The sequence below is a fragment of the Streptomyces resistomycificus genome (assembly GCF_001514265.1).
GTDB classification, from domain to species: Bacteria; Actinomycetota; Actinomycetes; order Streptomycetales; family Streptomycetaceae; genus Streptomyces; species Streptomyces resistomycificus.
On record NZ_KQ949005.1, the window covers coordinates 1 to 19,401 of the forward strand.

General features: G+C 70.3%; 18 protein-coding genes. 14 read left to right on the forward strand and 4 right to left on the reverse strand.

Translation table 11 applies throughout. From position 1 onward, the window contains the following. Window positions 1-70: 70 nt before the first annotated feature. The 9 genes from AQJ84_RS36685 (at window position 71) to AQJ84_RS36720 (ending at window position 8,304) form a co-directional block, all read left to right on the forward strand. A complete protein-coding gene (locus AQJ84_RS36685; protein WP_030045195.1) occupies window positions 71-715 on the forward strand; it encodes an HAD family hydrolase in 645 nt (214 codons plus the stop codon). 68 nt (window positions 716-783) lie between these two features. Beyond that, a complete protein-coding gene (locus AQJ84_RS36690; protein ID WP_030045196.1) occupies window positions 784-1,485 on the forward strand; it encodes a VC0807 family protein in 702 nt (233 codons plus the stop codon). Between the two features lie 66 nt (window positions 1,486-1,551). Further along, window positions 1,552-2,772 (forward strand): MFS transporter, encoded by a 1,221-nt coding sequence (locus AQJ84_RS36695; protein WP_053190497.1) that lies wholly within the window; start codon window positions 1,552-1,554, stop codon window positions 2,770-2,772. Continuing rightward, window positions 2,723-3,895, forward strand: coding sequence for an acetoin utilization protein AcuC (locus AQJ84_RS36700; protein ID WP_030045199.1), 1,173 nt, complete (start codon window positions 2,723-2,725; stop codon window positions 3,893-3,895). The genes AQJ84_RS36695 and AQJ84_RS36700 overlap by 50 nt, the downstream gene beginning before the upstream one ends. Before the next feature lie 622 nt (window positions 3,896-4,517). Further along, complete coding sequence (locus AQJ84_RS36705) at window positions 4,518-5,333, forward strand: phosphatase (protein WP_030045200.1); 816 nt, start codon at window positions 4,518-4,520, stop codon at window positions 5,331-5,333. Between the two features lie 129 nt (window positions 5,334-5,462). After that, a complete protein-coding gene (locus tag AQJ84_RS36710; RefSeq protein WP_016437488.1) occupies window positions 5,463-5,672 on the forward strand; it encodes a helix-turn-helix domain-containing protein in 210 nt (69 codons plus the stop codon). Window positions 5,673-5,827: 155 nt separating this feature from the next. Then, window positions 5,828-5,926: a 30S ribosomal protein bS22 gene (locus AQJ84_RS41685; protein ID WP_003948845.1), complete on the forward strand. Its 99-nt coding sequence runs from the start codon at window positions 5,828-5,830 to the stop codon at window positions 5,924-5,926. 252 nt (window positions 5,927-6,178) lie between these two features. Continuing rightward, window positions 6,179-7,240 carry an NAD-dependent epimerase/dehydratase family protein gene (locus tag AQJ84_RS36715; protein ID WP_030045202.1) on the forward strand — a complete coding sequence of 354 codons (1,062 nt, stop codon included), beginning with the start codon at window positions 6,179-6,181 and terminating at the stop codon, window positions 7,238-7,240. Window positions 7,241-7,254: 14 nt separating this feature from the next. Further along, the gene (locus AQJ84_RS36720) at window positions 7,255-8,304 is read left to right on the forward strand and encodes a lysophospholipid acyltransferase family protein (protein WP_030045203.1); all 1,050 of its coding nucleotides are present in this window, start codon (window positions 7,255-7,257) and stop codon (window positions 8,302-8,304) included. Between the two features lie 66 nt (window positions 8,305-8,370). Here the strand turns inward: AQJ84_RS36720 and AQJ84_RS36725 are convergent, their stop codons facing one another. The 3 genes from AQJ84_RS36725 to AQJ84_RS36735 form a co-directional block, all read right to left on the reverse strand. Continuing rightward, the gene (locus tag AQJ84_RS36725; protein ID WP_053190333.1) at window positions 8,371-9,615 is read right to left on the reverse strand and encodes a DUF5667 domain-containing protein; all 1,245 of its coding nucleotides are present in this window, start codon (window positions 9,613-9,615) and stop codon (window positions 8,371-8,373) included. 243 nt (window positions 9,616-9,858) lie between these two features. Beyond that, a complete protein-coding gene (locus tag AQJ84_RS36730) occupies window positions 9,859-10,638 on the reverse strand; it encodes an ECF subfamily RNA polymerase sigma factor, BldN family (RefSeq protein WP_030045206.1) in 780 nt (259 codons plus the stop codon). Window positions 10,639-10,979: 341 nt separating this feature from the next. Continuing rightward, the gene (locus tag AQJ84_RS36735) at window positions 10,980-11,891 is read right to left on the reverse strand and encodes an HAD family hydrolase (RefSeq protein WP_051870293.1); all 912 of its coding nucleotides are present in this window, start codon (window positions 11,889-11,891) and stop codon (window positions 10,980-10,982) included. A 103-nt stretch (window positions 11,892-11,994) separates the two neighbouring features. On the opposite strand from AQJ84_RS36735, the gene AQJ84_RS36740 reads away from it, so the two are divergent. The 5 genes from AQJ84_RS36740 to AQJ84_RS36760 all read left to right on the forward strand — a co-directional run bounded on the left by AQJ84_RS36740 (window position 11,995) and on the right by AQJ84_RS36760 (window position 17,756). Continuing rightward, a complete protein-coding gene (locus AQJ84_RS36740; RefSeq protein WP_030045208.1) occupies window positions 11,995-12,273 on the forward strand; it encodes a glutaredoxin family protein in 279 nt (92 codons plus the stop codon). A 281-nt stretch (window positions 12,274-12,554) separates the two neighbouring features. Beyond that, a complete protein-coding gene (locus AQJ84_RS36745; RefSeq protein ID WP_053190332.1) occupies window positions 12,555-13,319 on the forward strand; it encodes a redox-sensing transcriptional repressor Rex in 765 nt (254 codons plus the stop codon). Further along, window positions 13,316-15,070: a glutamyl-tRNA reductase gene (locus AQJ84_RS36750; protein ID WP_030045209.1), complete on the forward strand. Its 1,755-nt coding sequence runs from the start codon at window positions 13,316-13,318 to the stop codon at window positions 15,068-15,070. Before AQJ84_RS36745 ends, AQJ84_RS36750 begins: the two co-directional genes overlap by 4 nt. Continuing rightward, window positions 15,067-16,026 (forward strand): hydroxymethylbilane synthase, encoded by a 960-nt coding sequence (hemC, locus tag AQJ84_RS36755; protein ID WP_030045210.1) that lies wholly within the window; start codon window positions 15,067-15,069, stop codon window positions 16,024-16,026. The genes AQJ84_RS36750 and hemC overlap by 4 nt, the downstream gene beginning before the upstream one ends. Beyond that, window positions 16,023-17,756, forward strand: coding sequence for a bifunctional uroporphyrinogen-III C-methyltransferase/uroporphyrinogen-III synthase (locus AQJ84_RS36760; RefSeq protein ID WP_030045211.1), 1,734 nt, complete (start codon window positions 16,023-16,025; stop codon window positions 17,754-17,756). The genes hemC and AQJ84_RS36760 overlap by 4 nt, the downstream gene beginning before the upstream one ends. Before the next feature lie 97 nt (window positions 17,757-17,853). Here the strand turns inward: AQJ84_RS36760 and AQJ84_RS44840 are convergent, their stop codons facing one another. Continuing rightward, the gene (locus AQJ84_RS44840; protein ID WP_030045212.1) at window positions 17,854-19,248 is read right to left on the reverse strand and encodes an FAD-binding oxidoreductase; all 1,395 of its coding nucleotides are present in this window, start codon (window positions 19,246-19,248) and stop codon (window positions 17,854-17,856) included. Window positions 19,249-19,401 lie beyond the last annotated feature (153 nt).

A 19,401-nucleotide genomic window follows, 5' to 3' on the forward strand; every position in this document is an offset into this window, starting at 1 on the left:
AAATTTTGGGAAGACCCCGCACCTTATGGTGCGGGGTTTTCTGTTTTTGTGGGTCGTTTAGGGTCAGGTCATGCGATACGACCTCGTCATCTTCGACAACGACGGCGTTCTCGTCGACAGTGAACCCATCTCCAACCGGCTCCTGGCCGCCTATCTGACCGAGCTGGGGCACCCGACCTCCTACGAGGACTCCATCCGGGACTACATGGGGTCCGCGATGCACCGGATCCATGACCTCGTCCGGGAACGCACGGGGCAACCGCTGCCGGAGGACTTCGACGACGTCTTCCACGGGCGGGTTTTCGCGGCTTTCGAGCGGGAGTTGGAGCCGGTGCCCGGGGCCGTGCAGGTGCTGGAGAAGCTGGCTGCGGACGGGGTGCCGTACTGTGTCGCCTCCTCCGGGAGTCATGAGCGGATTCGGGTCGGGCATCGGAAGACCGGGCTGGACCGGTGGTTCGCCGAGGAGCGGATCTTCAGTTCGCAGGACGTGGGTCGGGGGAAGCCGGCGCCTGATCTGTTCCTGTACGCCGCCGAGCGGATGGGCGTGGCGCCCGAGCGGTGTGTGGTGGTCGAGGACAGTCCGCTGGGGGTGCAGGCGGCTGTGGCCGCGGGGATGGACGTGTACGGGTTCACCGCCATGACGCCCGCCGAGCGGCTGACGGGGGCGACTCAACTCTTCCCGGACATGGGTGAGTTGGCTGACCTGCTGGTCTGACATTTGTCATGCGGAGGTCCGGACGAACGTTTCTGTCGGGGCGGGCGGGCTGCCGCGAAGCTGACGGCATGACGAAGAAGAAGGCCTTTGCGCCGCTCCTCATCGATGTGGCCGTGCCGATCGGGTCGTACTACCTGTTGAAGGACGGGCTCGGGTTGAGCACGCTGGCCGCGCTCGGCTGGAGCAGTCTGGTGCCGGCCGTGCGGACCGGGTGGAGCGTGGTCAGGGAGCGGTCGGTCAACGTACTTGCCGCGCTGATCCTCTTCGTGAACGTCGTGGGGCTGCCGCTGAGCCTCGTCGCCGGTGATCCGCGGCTGATGCTGGTCAAGGACAGCGGGGTCAGCAGTGTGGTCGGGATCGGCGTGCTGGTATCCGTACTGCTGGGGAGGCCGGCGATGACTGCCGGCATGAAGCCGTGGCTGGTGAAGGGGGACCCGGGGCGGGAGGAAGCCTGGTTGCGGCTGCAGGGTGAGTCCGCTGCCTTCCGGCGGTTCGAGCGGGTCTTCTCCCTCGTGTGGGGCGTGGTGCTGCTGGGGGAGTGCGTGGTGCGGATCGTGGGGGCGTACACGCTGCCGGTGGACACGATGGTCTGGCTCGGGACCGTCATCATGATCGTGGCCATGGCGGCGGGGTTCGTCGTCAGCGGGGCTCTGGCCGCCGGGCCGATGGCGGCGATGCTCGAGGCGGAGCTCAAGTGCGGGGGCCACAAGGGCCGTTCGGACGGCATTCCGGAGCGTGCTCCGGCCGTTGTCGGGACGGTGACGACGTAAAGCTGAAGGAAATTCATCTTTGGCTGGATCTACCCACGAGTACGCCGGGGCCCTACGCTCGCCGCCATGACTGATGTGCTGCGGCGCGGCAGGGCCTCGCTGGCGTTCAGCTTCTTCGCGCAGGGCGTTGCCTTTGCTCTGCTCGTGACGCGGATCCCGGCCATCCAGGACCGCTACGGCGTCTCCGACGCGCTGTTGCCCGCGTTCCTCGCGGCGGTGCCGATCCTCGCCGGGGTCGGGAGCGTGAGCACCGAGCACCTGGTGAAGCGAATACCGCCCAGCCGGATCCTGCGCTGGTCCCAGCCCGTGGTGCTGTTGGCGCTGCTCGGGGTGGGGGCGGGGGATTCGATGCTCGAGCTGGGCCTCTCGCTCGCCGCCTTCGGGCTCGCCGTGGGTGCGCTGGACGCCTCGATGAACATGCTCGGGGTGAGTCTGCAGCGGGCGTACGGGCGCAGCATCATGCTGAGTTTCCATGCCGTGTACAGCCTCGGCGGGATTCTGGGGGCCTCGCTGGCGTGGGTGGGGGCGCACTGGCATCTGGCGTTGTGGGTGTCGTATCTGCCGGTGGTGCTGGTGCTGTTGCCGGCGGCCGTGGTGGGAAGCCGGTGGTACGTCGACGGGGGCGGGGGCGGGGACGCTGAGGTCCTGGCGGACAAGGGCGAGGGCGGGACCGTCGCCTTCAAGCTGCTGCTGCCGCTGTGTCTGGTGATGTGTTTCGCGTACATCGGGGACTCGACCGTCTCCAACTGGAGCGCGAAGTACCTGCAGGACGTGCTGGGGAGCAGTGAGCAGCTGGCGACCGTGCCGTACAACGTGTACATGGTGACCACGCTGTTGGGGCGGGCCATCGGGGACCTGGGCGTACGGCGGTTGGGGGCCGTGACGGTCGTACGGCTGGGGGCGCTGGTGGCGGCGGTCGGTTTCGCCGTGGTGGCGCTGGCGCCCGGGGCGTGGGTCGGGATGCTGGGGTTCACTTTGCTCGGGCTCGGGTTGTGTGTGCTGGTGCCGCAGACCTTCGCGGCTGCGGGGCGGTTGTTCCCGGGGGCGTCCGACGCGGCTGTCGCTCGGCTCAACGTCTTCAACTACGTGGGGTTCCTGATCGGGTCGCCGTTGGTGGGTGCGCTGGGGGACGCCTGGAGCTACCGCGGGGCGATGCTCGTGCCGATGGTGTTGGTGCTGGTGACGCTCGTGTACGCCCGGTCGTTCGCCGCTCAACCGGACCGATACGGTGGCGGGCATGAGCGGCCGCGCACAGCTGATGTGGGACGAGGCAGTAACGGGCTATGACTTCGGTCCGGACCATCCGATGGATCCGGTCCGGCTCGCGCTGACCTGGAGGCTCGTTCAGGCCTTCGGGCTTGATCGGGAGATGGAGGTCGTGGCCGCCAAGCCGGCGGGGGAGTCGACGCTGCGGCTGGTGCACCGGGAGGACTACGTCGAGGCCGTCAAGGCGGCTTCCGTGGATCCTGGGGCGGCGGACTCCTCGTACGGGCTGGGGACCATGGACGATCCGGCCTTCGCGGGGATGCACGAGGCGTCCGCGTTGATCGCCGGGCAGTCGGTGGGGGCCGCGGAGGCTGTGTGGCGGGGGGACGCCCTGCATGCGGTGAACTTCGCGGGTGGGCTGCATCATGCGATGCCCGGGGGTGCGTCGGGGTTCTGTATCTACAACGACGCGTCGCTCGCCATCGCGCGGTTGTTGGAGCTGGGGGCCGAGCGGGTCGCCTATGTGGACGTCGACGTGCATCACGGGGACGGGGTGCAGGCGGCGTTCTGGGAGGATCCGCGGGTTCTGACGGTTTCGCTGCACGAGCATCCTCGTACGTTGTTCCCGCAGACCGGGTGGCCGGAGGAGACCGGGGCGGAGTGTGCTCAGGGGTCCGCGGTGAATGTCGCGTTGCCGGCGGGGACCGGGGATGCGGGGTGGCTGCGGGCGTTTCATGCGGTGGTGCCTGAGGTGATCGCCGACTTCCGGCCTCAGGTGCTGGTGACTCAGCACGGGGCCGACACGCATTTCGAGGATCCGCTGGCGCATCTGGCCGTTTCGCTCGATGCGCAGCGGGCTGTGCAGGTCGCGTGTCATGACCTGGCGCACGAGTACGCCGACGGGCGGTGGGTCGCGCTGGGAGGGGGCGGGTACGCGGTGGTGGATGTGGTGCCGCGGTCGTGGACGCATCTGGTGGGGATCGCGGCGGGGCGTGCGGTGGAGCCGGAGGCGGTGATCCCGGAGGGGTGGCGGCAGGAGGTGTTCGCCCGGACCCGGCAGTTGGGGCCGGCGCGGATGACGGACGGGCGGTGGCCTGTGGGGTGGGGGGACTGGGAGGCGGGGTACGACCCTGCGGACCGGTTGGACCAGGCGGTGTTGGCTGCGCGGCGGGCTGTGTTTCCGTTGCGGGGGCTTTTGGCTTAGGGGGCGGCGCCGGTGCGGGTGCCGGGTGCGAGGGCCGGTGCGGGTGTGGATGGCGGTGCTGGTGGATGTGCGGGTGCCGGTGGTGGTGCGGGTGCCGGTGGTGGTGCGGTGCGGTGCCTGTGGCGGATGCGGTTGCGGGGGTGGCGTGGGGGTTGGCGCCGGGTTGATTTCGCCCCCGCCGCCCCTACCCGTCCCATCCCCAGGGGCTCCGCCCCTTCGACCCCGCCAGGGGCTCCGCCCCTGAGCCCCGGCGGGGACTGCGTCCCCTGAGCCCCGGCGGGGACTGCGTCCCCTGAGCCCCGGCGGGGACTGCGTCCCCTGAGCCCCGGCTGGGACTGCGTCCCCTGCACCCCGGCGGGGACTGCGTCCCCTGAGCCCCTTGTGGGGCTTGGTCGGGAGGGGCCGCGTTGCCTGCGTCTTGTTGGCCTCCGCGGGGCTCTGCCATGGGCCCCGGCGGCCCCTGCCGGCTTTGCGAGGGCCGTTTCGTGCGTTCTTGGCGTCTGGGTGGGAGATCTGCGGGGGCTGCGGGTCTGTGACTTCCCTGGCTGGTCGGTTAGGCCGAGTGTGGGGTGTTTTCGGGTTCGGGGCGCGCGGGGGTGGTCCGTCCGTCAGCATCGGGTCCGTGTTGAGCGTCGGGGCGTTACGCGCGCATCTGCTTGCTGCGCGGCTGGCCGGGAGGGTGGCTACCTCGCGGGAGGAGAGTCTGCGGAGTTATCGGCTGTTCGCGGCTCGGGATCCTCGGGTGTTGATCGGACTTGATCCCGAATGGGCGTGGAATCAGCGGGATTTGATCGAGTTGATGGCGGATAAATGTGGCGTTTCTGCCGATCCGCGCCATGTCGAGGGCGACGACGTCATTGATCCGGAGCGGACCCTGGTCGCCCTGGACGCGTTCTCCGAGCGGATCGAGGCGGCCGCGCGGCGCCGCGCGACCGTGCTTCTCGGGACCGGGCACCCTCATCGACTGCTCGGGTTCTACGCCGCCTTGGCGGACGCGCTGTCGTCGGCTGGATGTACCGTTCTCACCCCCGCGCAGGGTCACTGTGTCGACATAACGACCCGGTTCGGTCTACGCACGTACAACCTTGACTACGTACGAGGAGTCGCGCTCGTGCGGGAACCCGACGCGCCGAGCTCCGGTCGCGCGACCGGAGCACACACGCATTCGCCACTCCCGGTTCGTGTCGCGCTGGCTGCGGCCGCGGAGGCCGGCGGGCCGCTTCCCGAGCTGGTCATCGGAGACCACGGGTGGGTCTGCGGAGCAGGTCAGCTGGGGTTTGAGGCCATGGGGCTGGCGGATACGGACGACCCCGCGCTCTTTGTGGGCGAGGCGGAAGGGGTCGTGGCCGTCGTCGTTCCACTTGATGACGCTGTGCGGTCCGATTACTACCGGCCGCTGACCCGCTACGTACTCAATCGAGCGTGTCTGTCACAGTAGGCCGCCGATGGGTGCACCTCTTCCCCACTTGCATCACCCGCCCCTACATTGGGGAGTGAGCACGCAGCGACGAAGAGTCACCGGAAGGGGAAGCCGGTGACCGTCGAGTGCGGAAGGTTCAGGTGTGTCATGGCTGCTGAGCAGAGGCCTCTGAGCGAGGTTCAGTTCCTTACCGTGGCGGAAGTCGCCTCGGTGATGCGAGTGTCGAAGATGACCGTGTACCGCTTGGTGCACAGCGGTCATCTGCCCGCGATCAGGGTGGGGCGGTCCTTCCGCGTCCCCGAGAACGCGGTTCACGAGTACCTCCGTGAGAGCTATGTGGGGGTGGAAACCGCCTGACGACAGAGGGCCGGGGGGCTCCTCAGGGCACCACTGGAGCACCCCCGGTCCCCTCGATTACGACCTCAGCGCTCGGGCGGGTAGGCTAGCCCCTCGTAGGTCGTATGGGCCCATGGCGCCCAGCACCGAGTGATGAGAAGTGAGCGAGGGTAGTCGTGGGCTCTGTTATTAAGAAGCGGCGCAAGCGGATGGCCAAGAAGAAGCACCGCAAGCTGCTCAAGCGCACGCGCGTTCAGCGTCGCAACAAGAAGTAAGCGACGCCGCGAAAGTAGCGTGTTGTGGCCCCCCATCCATGGCGGTGGGGGGCCACACGCATATGTGGGTGCGGGCAAGCCGTGCGCGTGGGTGGGTCGTCCACATGGCTTGGTCTGTTCGTACGTCTGTGGATGCCGTCACTTCACGCAGCGGGCGGTCATCACAGCGCAACACCGAACCGCTAAGTTGGCCGCACACGGGGAACGCGGCAGGCTGAGAGTGCCGGATGGGCTGGAAGGAAGGCGCTGATCTTGGGCAAGGTCGTGCTCGTGACCGGAGTGGCCCGTCAACTGGGGGGCCGGTTCGTACGGCGGATCCAGCGTGACCCACAGGTGGAGCGGGTCATCGCCGTGGACGCGGTTCCCCCCGAGCACCATCTCGGTGGTGCCGACTTCATCCAGGCCGACCTGCGCCAGCCCACCATCGCGCGGGTGCTGGCGGAGACGTCGGCCGACACGGTCGTCCACCTGGACGTGACGGCGACCGCGCTCGGCAGCGGCAGCCGGACCTCCGTCAAGGAGACCAACGTCATCGGCACCATGCAGCTGCTGGGGGCGTGCCAGAAGTCCCCGAACGTGAAGCGGCTCGTGGTGAAGTCCAGTACGAACGTGTACGGGTCCGCGCCCCGCGATCCCGCCGTGTTCACCGAGACCACCCCGCCCAAGTCGCTGCCCAGCGGCGGGTTCGCCAAGGACGCGGTGGAGGTCGAGGGCTATGTGCGGGGGTTCGCCCGGCGGCGGCCGGACGTCGCCGTGTGCGTGCTCCGGTTCGCCAACATCCTCGGCCCGACCGCGGAGACCCCGCTCGCCTCGTACTTCTCGCTGCCGATCCTGCCGACCGTGCTGGGCTACGACCCACGGCTGCAGTTCGTGCACGAGGACGACGTGATCGAGGTGCTGCGGATCGGCTCGCACGAGCCGGAGCGGGGGACGCTCAACAGCGGCACGTTCAACATCGCCGGGGACGGGGTGCTGTTGCTGTCCCAGTGCTCGCGCCGGCTGGGCCGGCCCACGGTGCCGTTGCTGCTGCCCGCGGTCACCTGGGCCGGATCGCTGGTGCGTACGCTGGGCATGACGGACTTCTCGCCCGAACAGATCCGGCTGCTCACCCACGGCCGGGTCGTGGCGACGGACCAGATGCGGGAGACGCTCGGGTTCAAGCCGAAGTACACGACGGCGGAGACGTTCGCGGACTTCGCGCGCAGCCGCGGGCCCGGACTTCTGCCGCCGGAGGCCCTCGCGGGGGCCGTCGACCGGATCGCCGCGATGCCCCTGCCGGGCGACGGCCACCCCCCGACGCAGAGCGCCAACTGAGGAGCGCATCAACGATGGCGGACGCCAAGGTCATTCCGTTCGACGACGACCGGTCCCGCGGGGGCGCCGCACAGCGGCCGCCGCGGCGCCGGAGCGTGGGGAGCCGGCGCACGGGCGAGCCCGCGCTGGTCCGTGAGGTACAGCCTCTGCCCGGGAGGGCTCCGGCGCAGGATGATGTTCCTGTGACCAGTGAGGAAGAGCCGCCGCAGAAGCCCCAGGACGCGGGCGGCCTGGAACAGCGCATCGCGGGCGGTCTGGCCTTCCTGCGCCGCCGCCTCACCGGTGACTACGAGGTCGACGACTTCGGTTACGACGAGGAGTTGACCGACCAGGTCCTGATGTCCCTGCTGCGTCCGGTGTACGAGAAGTACTTCCGGGTCGAGGTGAAGGGCGTCGAGAACATCCCGTCCCAGGGCGGTGCGCTGATCGTCGCCAACCACTCGGGGACGGTCCCGATGGACGGCCTGATGATGCAGGTCGCCGTCCACGACCACCATCCGGCGGGACGGCACCTGCGGTTGCTCGCGGCGGACCTGGTCTTCATGCTGCCGGTGGTCAACGAACTGGCCCGCAAGCTCGGCCACACCCTGGCCTGCGCTGAGGACGCCGAGCGGCTCCTGGCGCAGGGCGAGGTGGTCGGTGTGATGCCGGAGGGCTTCAAGGGCATCGGCAAGCCCTTCAGCGAGCGCTACAAGCTGCAGCGCTTCGGCCGCGGCGGCTTCGTCTCCACGGCGCTGCGCCAGGGCACTCCGATCATCCCGTGCTCGATCGTCGGGGCCGAGGAGATCTATCCGATGATCGGCAACGCCAAGACCCTCGCCCGGGTCCTCGGCTTCCCGTACTTCCCGCTCACGCCGACCTTCCCGTGGCTGGGCCCGCTCGGCGCGATCCCGCTGCCGACCAAGTGGACCATCCAGTTCGGCGAGCCGATCCCCACGGACGGCTATCCGCCGGAGGCCGCCGAGGATCCGATGCTGATGTTCAACCTGACCGACCAGGTCCGCGAACAGATCCAGCACACCCTGTACAAGCTGTTGGTGCAGCGGAGGTCGGTGTTCTTCTAGCGAGTGGTACGACGACGGGGGCGCCCTTCCTCAGGAAGGGCGCCCCCGTCGACGTACGGGCTGCGACTACTCCGTGTCCTCCGCCTCGATGCCCAGGCCGGGCAGGAGGCCGGGGAGGAGCGGGGGGAGGGTGACGTCGGGCTCGGTGGGCGCTGTGGTGGACGGGGACGCGCTGCCGGTGCCCTTGGGCGGGTCGAGCAGGCCACCGGTGTTGCCGCCCAGGAGGCCGTCGTCCTCGCCGCCGGAGCCGGCCGACTTGCTGGGGCTGTGGCTGCCGGTACCGGTGCCGCTGCCGTCGGCGGAGCCGTTGCTGCCGGTGCCGGGGGACGAGGAACGGCCGGAACCGGTCGACGTGTCGGAGGATGCCGGACCGGAGCCCTGCCGTCGCCCGTCGCCGTTGCCGCCCTGGGTGGGGGGCTGGGGGAGGAGGGACTGCAGCGGGGCGACCTCTTCGTCTATGGCGTCGAAGACCGACGAGACCTGCTGGCTGACGTCACCGAGCTGGACGGGCAGCCGGTCACGGAGCGCGCCCCAGGCGTCGCGGTGTGAGCGGGAGAACGCGTCCAGGGCCTGCATGGGGCCCAGGGAGCCCGGATCGCGTTCGTAGGCCGCGCTGAGCAGACGGTGGCCCTCGGAGGCGTCGTGCCGCATGCCGGACAGGGCGCGGCGGATCTCGCCGAGGGACTCGTGGTCGAGTTGGCCGCCGCGATCACGCTCCATCAGCCGACGGGCCTCGTTGAGCCGGGTGGAGGCCTGGTCGAGGTAGGCCACACCGCGCTCGTCGTCACCCTCGGACATGTAGGTGAGCTTGAAGTCCTCGATGCCGCGCTTGAGGCCGTACAGCGAGTCGCCGGGCAGGGCGTCCGAGCTGGCCGCGGCGACTCCGCCGAAGGCGCCGGCGGCGACCCCGACACTGAGTCCGCCCGCGGCGAGGCCCTTGGTGAGCCGGGAACGCGGTCGCAATTTGCCCAGTGGGCTCGCCCGGTGAGCGCCCCGTGACCGGGGGGAGCGCTGCTCCGGCACCGAAGCATCGGCCTCGCCTCCCGCGGCGCCCTCCAGCAGCATGGCCTCCATCGCGGCCACGAGCTGGGCCCGCTGGACGACCTTGACCTCAGGGTCCAGCACGGGCTTGGGCAGTGCGCCGAGACCTGCCGCGAGGGTCGCCAGGCGGCCCTGCTCGGTCTGTTCCGCAGCAGCCGGGGACGGCGGTGGCCCTTCGGACTGCTCGGCCGCCGTGCCCTGGTCGGACTGCTCTTCCAGGGCCTGGGCGAAGGCGTTGGCCCGCCGGTGCGCCGATACGTTCGCGATCACTGGCGGCACCTCCTCTCGTCATGACGGTCGACTCCCCAGGGGGTCCTGAGGGTTGCACGCCCTGACCACAAGCACACGATCGGGTGATCGATGTCGGCCAGGGAGTGACCACAGGGAGCCTGCATCCCGCACAACGAGCGGCGTGGCACTTGGGTTACGGACGGCGGATGAGTGGATCGGGAAGCCAACGGACTTTCACTGACAGCTAGTTGAGAGTCACGGAACGTGTGCCGCTCGGCGCCCTCAGCGGGCGTCCTCCGGCAGCAGCCGGGCGAGGGTGCGCACGGCCCGGTACTGGAGGGTCTTGATGGCACCCTCGTTCTTGCCCATGACGCGGGCGGTCTCGGCGACGGAGAGGCCCTGGAGGAAGCGGAGCGTCACACACTCCTGCTGTTGGGGGTTGAGCCGTCGTACCGCGTCCAGGAGGGCGGCGTTCGACAGGGACTCCAGGACGGAGTCCTCGGGGGAGCGCTCGACCTCGTTGGCGTCGAGCATCTCGCCGGTGGTGACCTCGAGCCGGAAGCGGCTCGACTTGAAGTGGTCGGCGACCAGGTTGCGGGCGATCGTCACGAGCCAGGCGCCGAAGTCGCGGCCCTGCCAGGTGAACGTGCCGATGCGGCGCAGGGCGCGCAGGAACGTCTCGCTGGTGAGGTCCTCGGCGGTGGCCTTACCTCCCACTCGGTAGTAGATGTACCGGTACACGGTGTCGCTGTACTGGTCGTAGAGACGGCCGAAGGCATCGGCCTCGCCGGCCTGGGCGCGCTCCACGAGGTCCATCATGCGGGCGCTGTCGCTGTCCGCGGCGGGACGGCGGGCGGTGGTTGAGGCGGCACCGGTCGAACGCCCTCGTCTGACGACGGCGGCGCTGCCGTCGGCGAGCGCGTAGCACGGGCCGACGGGGGTGGTGGCAACGGCGAGGGCAGGGACGGCGTACGCGGTGGGGACGAAGCCGCGCAACAGGTCTTGGACCGTTGCGCGCAGCGTAGCCAGGCCCGAGGCGTCAACCCCGACGTGTGGGTACACGGGACTCCCAGAGGCAGAGCTTCCATCACGTGCAGTGCGGAACCGTTCACCCGTCGTAGCGACGGAAGGGGATCCGGATTGCGTCTGAGGAGAATAACGCTTAGTGCAGGCCCTGCTACACGCAGTTGCTCAAATCATCGATTACGTCGTTTCCGTAACCGAATGGCGGTCTATCAAGTGCCGGTCGATGATCGGTTGTTGATCGAAAGGAGTCGGGTTCCGTCATCGGTCGGGGCGTGTTGTGGCCGTGTGCAGCCAACACGACTGGACAGCGGGGTAACGGGGTACGACCCGTGGATTGGCCGGGTTGTGCCGGGTGTGACCTGATGTGACGCCCGGTGTCACCGACGTCGCTTGTGCAGGGCGATCGCCGCCGCGGTGCCGCCCGCCACCGCACCCACACCCGCCGCGGCCGGGATGCCGACCTTGGCCGCCTTGCGGCCCGTGCGGTAGTCGCGCAGCCGCCATTCCAGCTGGCGGGCGTGCTTGCGCAGCTTGCTGTCCGGGTTGATCGCGTAGGGGTGACCGACCAGGGACAGCATCGGAATGTCGTTGTGGGAGTCGCTGTAGGCGGCACAGCGGGAGAGGTCCAGGCCCTCCGCCGTGGCCAGCGCGCGGACCGCCTCCGCCTTCGCCGGGCCGTGCAGGGGCTCGCCGACCAGCTTGCCCGTGTAGACGCCGTCGACCGACTCGGCGACCGTGCCGAGCGCGCCGGTCAGTCCGAGGCGGCGGGCGATCACCTGCGCGATCTCCACCGGGGCCGCCGTGACCAGCCACACCTTCTGGCCGGCGTCCAGGTGCGCCTGGGCCAGGGCCCGGGTGCCGGGCCAGATGCGCTCGGCCATGTACTCGTCGTAGATCTCCTCGCCGATCGACTGCAGCTCGGAGACGCGGTGGCCCTGGACGATCGACAGTGCGGAGTCCCGGGCCTCCTGCATGTGTTCGGGATCCTCGATGCCGGCCAGCCGGAACCACGCCTGCTGCCAGGCGAACTTCGCCAGGTCGCGGGTCTCGAAGAACTTCCGCTTGTACAGGCCCCGCCCGAAGTGGAAGAGGGCGGCACCCTGCATCACGGTGTTGTCCAGGTCGAAGAAGGCGGCGGCGTGCGCGTCGCCGGGCACCGGGAACTCCGGTTCCTTGGCGACGACGTCCTGCGTGGACTTGCGCGCGGCCTCCGCCGAGGCCTCGCCTGCCAACACGCTCCGCGCCGTGGCGGAGCGCCTACGGGGGGTGAGCCATCCGAGAGCGGCCATGGCGTGAGCATAGCCAGTTTGTTCGGTGGTTCCGGAGTCGTGAGGTTTGAAGCGTGTGAACACTCCCCGACAGGGCCGTTAAACAGGCGGGAGAATGGCCGACATGACTCCCATCTTTCGGCGCAACGCCGCCAGGGCCCCCCAGGACCGGCTCGTCACCCTCGTTCGCAAGCCGGGGTGCCATCTGTGTGATGACGCACAGATCGTCGTCGAGAAGGTGTGTGCCGATCTGGGTGTTCCGTGGGAGCGGAAGGACATCACCCAGGACCCCCAACTCCACGAGCGGTACTGGGAACAGATCCCCGTCGTGCTCGTCGACGGGGAGCAGCACACCTTCTGGCGCGTGAACGAGGACCGCCTCAGGAAGGCACTGACTGACTAGTCCAACTGGTCCGGAACGTCGCTTAGGATCGATGGCGACTTGGTCTCGGGGGCGAGGATCGTAGAGGAGAGTGTGCGGTTTTGCCCCCAAGAGAGAAGGAACGGTGGCGTGCATGCGCCAGTTCCCCACACCTGCGCCGGGGGCGCGTGACCCCGGTCACGTTCGCCGGGCAAATCGGACACCATCTTTGTGCACGCGTTCACAAAGACATAGCCTGCTTTCGACGGGGCGGTCTGGGGACGTGTGACCGCTCGCAGCCCCGCTCTACCCGCAGGAGCACCGTGGCAACTGGCCGAACTCACCGACCGGCGACCCGTAGCCGAGGGATTCCCGAGGCCACCGTCGCCCGCCTTCCGCTGTACCTCCGCGCGCTGACCGCACTGTCGGAGCGCTCGGTACCCACGGTCTCCTCCGAGGAGCTCGCGGCCGCCGCGGGGGTCAACTCCGCGAAGCTGCGCAAGGACTTCTCGTACCTGGGTTCCTACGGAACGCGCGGTGTGGGCTACGACGTCGAGTATCTCGTCTACCAGATCTCCCGCGAGCTGGGCCTGACCCAGGACTGGCCGGTTGTGATCGTCGGTATCGGTAACCTCGGCGCCGCCCTCGCCAACTACGGCGGGTTCGCCTCACGCGGTTTCCGGGTCGCCGCGCTCATCGACGCCGATCCGGCGATGGCCGGAAAGCCCGTCGCGGGCATCCCCGTGCAGCACACCGACGAGCTTGAGAAGATCATCGAGGACAACGGCGTGTCGATCGGGGTCATCGCCACGCCCGCCGGTGCCGCCCAGCAGGTCTGCGAGCGGCTCGTGGCCGCCGGTGTCACCTCCATCCTGAACTTCGCGCCGACCGTGCTGTCGGTGCCGGACGGCGTCGACGTGCGCAAGGTCGACCTCTCGATCGAGCTGCAGATCCTCGCCTTCCACGAGCAGCGCAAGGCCGGCGAGGAGGCCGCGGCCGCCGACGGCCAGGTGCCGCCCGCCGTCGCCCGCAAGGCGTCAGCCGACAAGGGGCCAGACGGGGACGTCCCCGCCGTGATGCCGGCATGAGTCTCCTCGTCGTCGGACTGAGCCACCGCAGCGCCCCGGTCAGCGTGCTGGAGCGGGCCGCGCTGCCCGCGGACGCCCAGATCAAGCTGCTCCAGGACACCGTCGCCGCCGAGCCGGCCGCCGAGGCCGCCGTCCTGGCGACCTGCAACCGCATCGAGCTGTACGCCGACGTGGACAAGTTCCACGCCGGTGTCGCCGAGCTGTCCACGCTGCTCGCCCAGCACAGCGGGGTCGGACTCGAGGAGCTCACTCCTTATCTCTACGTGCACTACGAGGACCGGGCCGTCCACCACCTCTTCTCGGTGGCCTGCGGGCTGGACTCGATGGTCGTCGGCGAGGGGCAGATCCTCGGCCAGATAAAGGACTCCCTGGCCAAGGCGCAGGACCTGCACACCGCGGGCCGCCTTCTGAACGACCTGTTCCAGCAGGCCCTCAGGGTCGGCAAGCGCGCCCACTCCGAGACCGGCATCGACCGCGCCGGACAGTCCCTGGTCACCTTCGGCCTGGAGCAGCTGTCGGCCGGTGCGCCCGTCGAGCGGTGGGCCCGCGGCAAGAGGGCTCTGGTCATCGGCGCGGGTTCGATGTCCTCGCTGGCCGCTGCCACGCTCGCGCGGGCCGGGGTCGCCGAGATCGTGGTCGCCAACCGGACGCCCGACCGGGCCGAGCGGCTGGTCCAGATCCTCACCGAGGGCGACGACACGGACGTGCTGGCCCGCGCGGTCCCGATGGAATCGGTGCCGGTCGAGCTGACACGTGCCGACGTCGCCGTCTCCTGTACGGGGGCTACGGGCCTGGTCCTGTCCGCCGACGTGGTGACCGCGGCGGTCGAGGGCCGCACCGGCGAGACTCTCGCGCGCGCCGGGAGCGTGTCGCCCTCCGGTGACGACTCCCACCCGGCGGCAGCCGGACGCGGTGACCTCCCGCCCACCAGCCTGGGTGCCGAGGACGGCTGTCCGCTGGACCTGCCCGCCGTGCAGGCCACCGCCGGGTTCTCCGTGCTCGGGGAGGCCGCCGTGGCCGGTATGGCCGCCTCCGACCTGGAACAGCACGCGGCCTGGGTGGACAACGGCACCCCGCGTCAACAGGGCTCCGTGCCCGCCCCCGCGGGTACGGTCGTCGTGCTCGACCCGGCCGAGGAGGCGGACGCCATCGCCGCGCTCGCCGCCACCGCGGCCGTCATCGGCCGGGTGCCCGAGCGGCGCAGGCCCGAGCCGGTCGCCGGGATCCCGCGGCCCGAGCCGGCCCTGTTCCTGCTCGACCTGGCCATGCCCCGTGACATCGACGCGGCCGTGCACCGGCTGGGCGGGGTACGGCTCGTGGACATCGAGTCGCTGGCGGAGACCTCCGCCGACGCTCCCATGGCGGCCGACGTCGACCAGGTCCGCCGTATCGTCTCCGACGAGGTCACCGCCTTCGGGGCGGCGCTTCGGGCCGCGCACATCACGCCGACCGTGGTCGCGCTGCGGACCATGGCCGCCGACGTGGTCGCGAACGAGATCGCGCGGCTCGACGGGCGGCTGCCCGGCCTCGACGACAAGCAGCGCGGCGAGATCACCCAGACCGTGAAGCGCGTCGTCGACAAGCTGCTGCACGCGCCGACCGTACGGGTCAAGCAACTCGCGGCCGAGCCCGGCGGCGCCGGGTACGCGGACGCGCTGCGGACCCTGTTCGACCTCGACCCCGAGACGGTGGCCGCCGTCTCCCGGGCCGTCAACGACTCTGAGAACAGCAAGAACCGAGGGCCGGCATGAGTAGCAAGGCATTGAGGCTCGGGACCAGGCGGAGCAGACTCGCCATGGCCCAGTCCGGGCAGGTCGCGGACGCGGTGAGCCAGGTGACCGGACGGCCTGTCGAGCTCGTCGAGATCACCACGTACGGCGACGTGTCGCGGGAACAGCTCGCGCAGATCGGCGGCACGGGAGTCTTCGTGACCGCGCTGCGGGAGGCGCTGCTCAAGGGGGAGGTCGACTTCGCGGTTCATTCGCTGAAGGACCTTCCCACCGGGCAGCCCGACGAGCTGGCGCTGGCCGCCGTACCGCAGCGCGAGGACCCGCGGGACGTGATCGTCGCCCGGGACGCGCTGAAGTTCACCGACCTGCCGCGCGGCGCGCGGATCGGCACGGGGTCGCCTCGGCGGATGGCCCAGCTGAACGCGTACGCGCGCAGCCACGGGCTGGATATCGAGACGGTTGCGATCCGCGGGAACGTGGATACACGGATCGGGTTCGTGCACGATGGTGAACTCGATGCGGTGGTGCTGGCCGCGGCCGGCCTGCATCGCATCGGCCGCAGTGACGAAGTGACCGACTTCCTGTCGGTCGACACGGTTTTGCCCGCTCCCGGCCAGGGAGCACTCGCGATCGAATGTGCCGCGGACAACGCGGACCTGATCGCCGCGCTCGGTGAGCTCGACGACCCGTTCACGCGGGTCGCCGTGACCGCCGAACGGTCACTGCTCGCCGCCCTGGAGGCCGGTTGCAGCGCCCCTGTGGGCGCGCTGGCCGACCTTCTGGCCGACGGGCAGGTTGTCAAGGAAATGCGCCTACGCGGCGTCGTCGGTACGACCGACGGCACGCGGATGGTGCAGCTGTCCACCACCGGTCCCGTGCCCGAGACGTACGACCAGGCAATGGCGCTCGGTCGCGAACTCGCTGCCGAGATGCTTGCCCAGGGCGCGGCCGGTCTGATGGGGGAGCGAGCACTGTGAGCCCCACCACCCTTCCCGCCGCCGGTCTGGAACACGGGCACGTCACCTTCCTCGGTGCCGGACCCGGGGATCCGGGACTGCTGACTCTTCGCGCCGTCGAGGCGCTGGCGAACGCGGACGTCCTCGTCGCCGGGCACGAGGTGCTCGACGTCGTACGTACGCACGCCAGGTCCGGTGTCGCCGTCGTGAACACGGACTCGGATCCCTCCGCGGATCCTTCGTCCGGTGTCTCCGCCGGTCCGACTCCGGGCACAGGCGCGCCTCAACTAACGGTTGTTGACGGCGCGTCAACGACCGCTGGTGTCCCCGCCGTGCGGGATGCCGCACATCTTGTCATGGAGGCCGCACGGGGCGGCAGGCGGGTCGTGCGTGCGGTGTCCGGGGATCCCGGGCTCGACGCGTACGCCGCCGAGGAGATGCTGGCGTGCGCCGCCGCCGGGGTGCCGTTCGAGGTCGTGCCGGGTGTCGCCGCCGCCGTGGGTGTCCCCGCGTACGCCGGTGTGCCGCTGCGTGACGCCGAGGGCGCCGACGTCCGGTTCGTCGACGCGCGGACCGCCTCCGAACGGTGCTGGACGGAGGTGGGGGCGTCCGACGGGACGGTCGTCGTGTCGACGACCCTGGACTCCGTGGCCGCCGCGGCCGGCGAGCTGGTCTCCGCCGGACGCAAGCCCGACACTCCGATGACGGTCACCGTCGCGGGTACGACCACCCGGCAGCGGACCTGGACCGCGACGCTCGGGACCATCGCCCAGACGCTGAAGCAGGCCAAGGTGCTGCCCTCCCCCGAGGGCGGGCGGCCGGTGATAGCCGTGGTCGGCGAGCGGTCCGCCGCGGCTCAGCGTGAGCAGCTCTCGTGGTTCGAGTCCAAGCCGCTGTTCGGCTGGAAGGTGCTCGTACCGCGGACGAAGGAGCAGGCGGCCTCGCTCTCCGACCAGCTGCGGTCCTACGGGGCCGTGCCGCACGAGGTGCCGACCATCGCCGTCGAGCCGCCGCGCACGCCCCAGCAGATGGAGCGGGCCGTCAAGGGTCTGGTGACCGGACGGTACGAGTGGATCGCCTTCACCTCGGTGAACGCCGTCAAGGCGGTGCGCGAGAAGTTCGAGGAGTACGGCCTCGACGCCCGGGCCTTCGCCGGGATCAAGGTCGCGGCGGTGGGAGAGCAGACCGCCAAGGCACTGATCGCGTTCGGTGTGAAGCCGGACCTGGTGCCGAGCGGGGAGCAGTCCGCCGCCGGGCTGCTGGATGACTGGCCTCCCTACGACCCGGTGTTCGACCCCATCGACCGGGTGTTCCTGCCGCGGGCCGACATCGCCACCGAGACGCTGGTCGCGGGCCTCATCGAGCTCGGGTGGGAGGTCGACGACGTCACCGCCTACCGGACCGTGCGGGCCTCGCCGCCGCCTGCCGAGACCCGGGAGGCGATCAAGGGGGGTGGCTTCGACGCCGTTCTCTTCACCTCGTCCTCCACGGTGCGGAACCTGGTGGGTATCGCCGGGAAGCCGCACAACGTGACGATCATCGCCTGCATCGGGCCGGCCACCGCGAAGACCGCCGAGGAGCACGGGCTCCGGGTGGACGTGATGGCTCCCGAGCCGTCCGTGCACAGACTCGCGGAGGCCCTTGCCGACTTCGGGCTGCGGCGGCGGGCCGCCGCGGTGGAGGCCGGGGATCCGGTGACGCGGCCCAGTGAGCGGAGGCCGGGGGCTCGGCGGCGGCGTAGTACCACCTGATCGTTCTGGTGGTTCTGGTGGTTCTGGTGGTTCCTGGCTCCGGGGGTTCCAGGGGTTCCGGTTGTTCCCGGTCGGCCGGCTCGTTCGGGCTGGTGGTTCAGGCCGGGGTCACCGTGTGGCCGTAGCGCAGGAGGTTGGACGGGTCGTATTTCGACTTGGTCTGCCGGAGGTGGGTGTACACCTCCGGGGTCCAGGCTCGGGCCCGGTCCTCCTCGTCGCCCGGGGTGCCGTGGATGTTGACCATCGTGCGGCCCGTGCCGTACGGGGCCATCGCCTCCTGCAGGGCCGTCGTGGCCTGTTCCGCGGCCTCGGCGGCCGGCGGTGCGGCCAGGATCGCCACCGTCTCCAGGAAGTAGTCGCAGTCGCGGGCGCAGATCGCGTCCTCGACGGCCGCCGGGCGGGACAGTGCTCCGCCCAGGTGGCGGATCTCCACCAGGAGCAGCGGATAGTCCTCGACGGACGGGCCCGCCTGGTCCAGCAGCGTGCGGATGGCGTCCGGGGTCAGGTCGCCGAGCAGAGCGCAGGACTCCCGGGCGGGGAGCGGGTCCTGGGGCTCCATGTAGATGCGGTCCACTGCCGCGTAGTCCATCTCCTCCACCGTGTCCACGGCCACCGGGGCCGCCGCCCGGATGGGGGCCATGAGGCGTTCGCCTTCCTCGGTGTCCCCCGTCCACGCGATCGCCACCCGGGCCCAGAAGCCGCCGCGCAGGGGCTCGGGGATCTGGGGGATCGGGGGCAGGCGCAGGAGGCTGAACGCGGTGCACATCTCGTTCGGCACGGTTCGGGTCCAGTCCACCCAGGTCCGCAGGAGGGCCTCCGCGTGCTCGCCGGGGGCGTAGATGCCGCCGCCCAGGATGCGGGGCAGGGGGAGCAGACCGAAGGTCAGCTCCGTGACCACTCCGACGTTGCCCTTTCCACCGCGCAGGGCCCAGAACAGGTCGGGTTCGGTGTCCGGGGTGACCTCGTGGAGGGTTCCCTCCGGGGTGACCACCTGGAAGGAGCGGACCAGGTCGGCGGCGTAGCCGTGGGCGCGGCCGAGGACGGGGAGGCCGCCGCCGAGGGTGTAGCCGACGACGCCCGCGTCCGTGGAGGTGCCGGTGAGGGCGGCCAGGCCGTGGGGGGCCGCGGCGTCCAGGACGTGGCGCCACTTCGCGCCCGCGGCGACGGTCGCCATGCGGGTGGTCGGGTCGACGTGTACGTCCGTCATGCGGGTGGTGGTGATCAGCAGGCCGCCGGCCATGGGGAAGTTGGCGCCGTGGCCTGTGGCCTGGACGGCTACCGGGGTGTCGGTGGCGGAGGCCCAGCGGAGCGCGGCGACGATGTCGTCGGTGCCTGTCGCTCCGACCACTACGTCGGGGGTGCGCAGGGCGGCCAGGTTGAAGCCGGTGACCTCGTCGGCGTAGCCGTCCTGGCCGGGGCGCAGGACCGGGCCGTGGACGTCGGAGAGGGCGAAGAGGTTGGGGGTGGGGTGGAGGTGGTGGGTGGCGGTCATGGCGTCCTCCTGGGGCGGGAGGCTTGTCCTTTCAGCTTGGACCTGTGGGGTGTGGGGCGCATGCGGGGTGCCTGCGGCGGGCTGTGCGGGGTGGCTGGGGGTGCGGGTAGTGCCTGCGGCGGCCTGTGCGGGTGGAGGGGTGCGCGTCGCGCC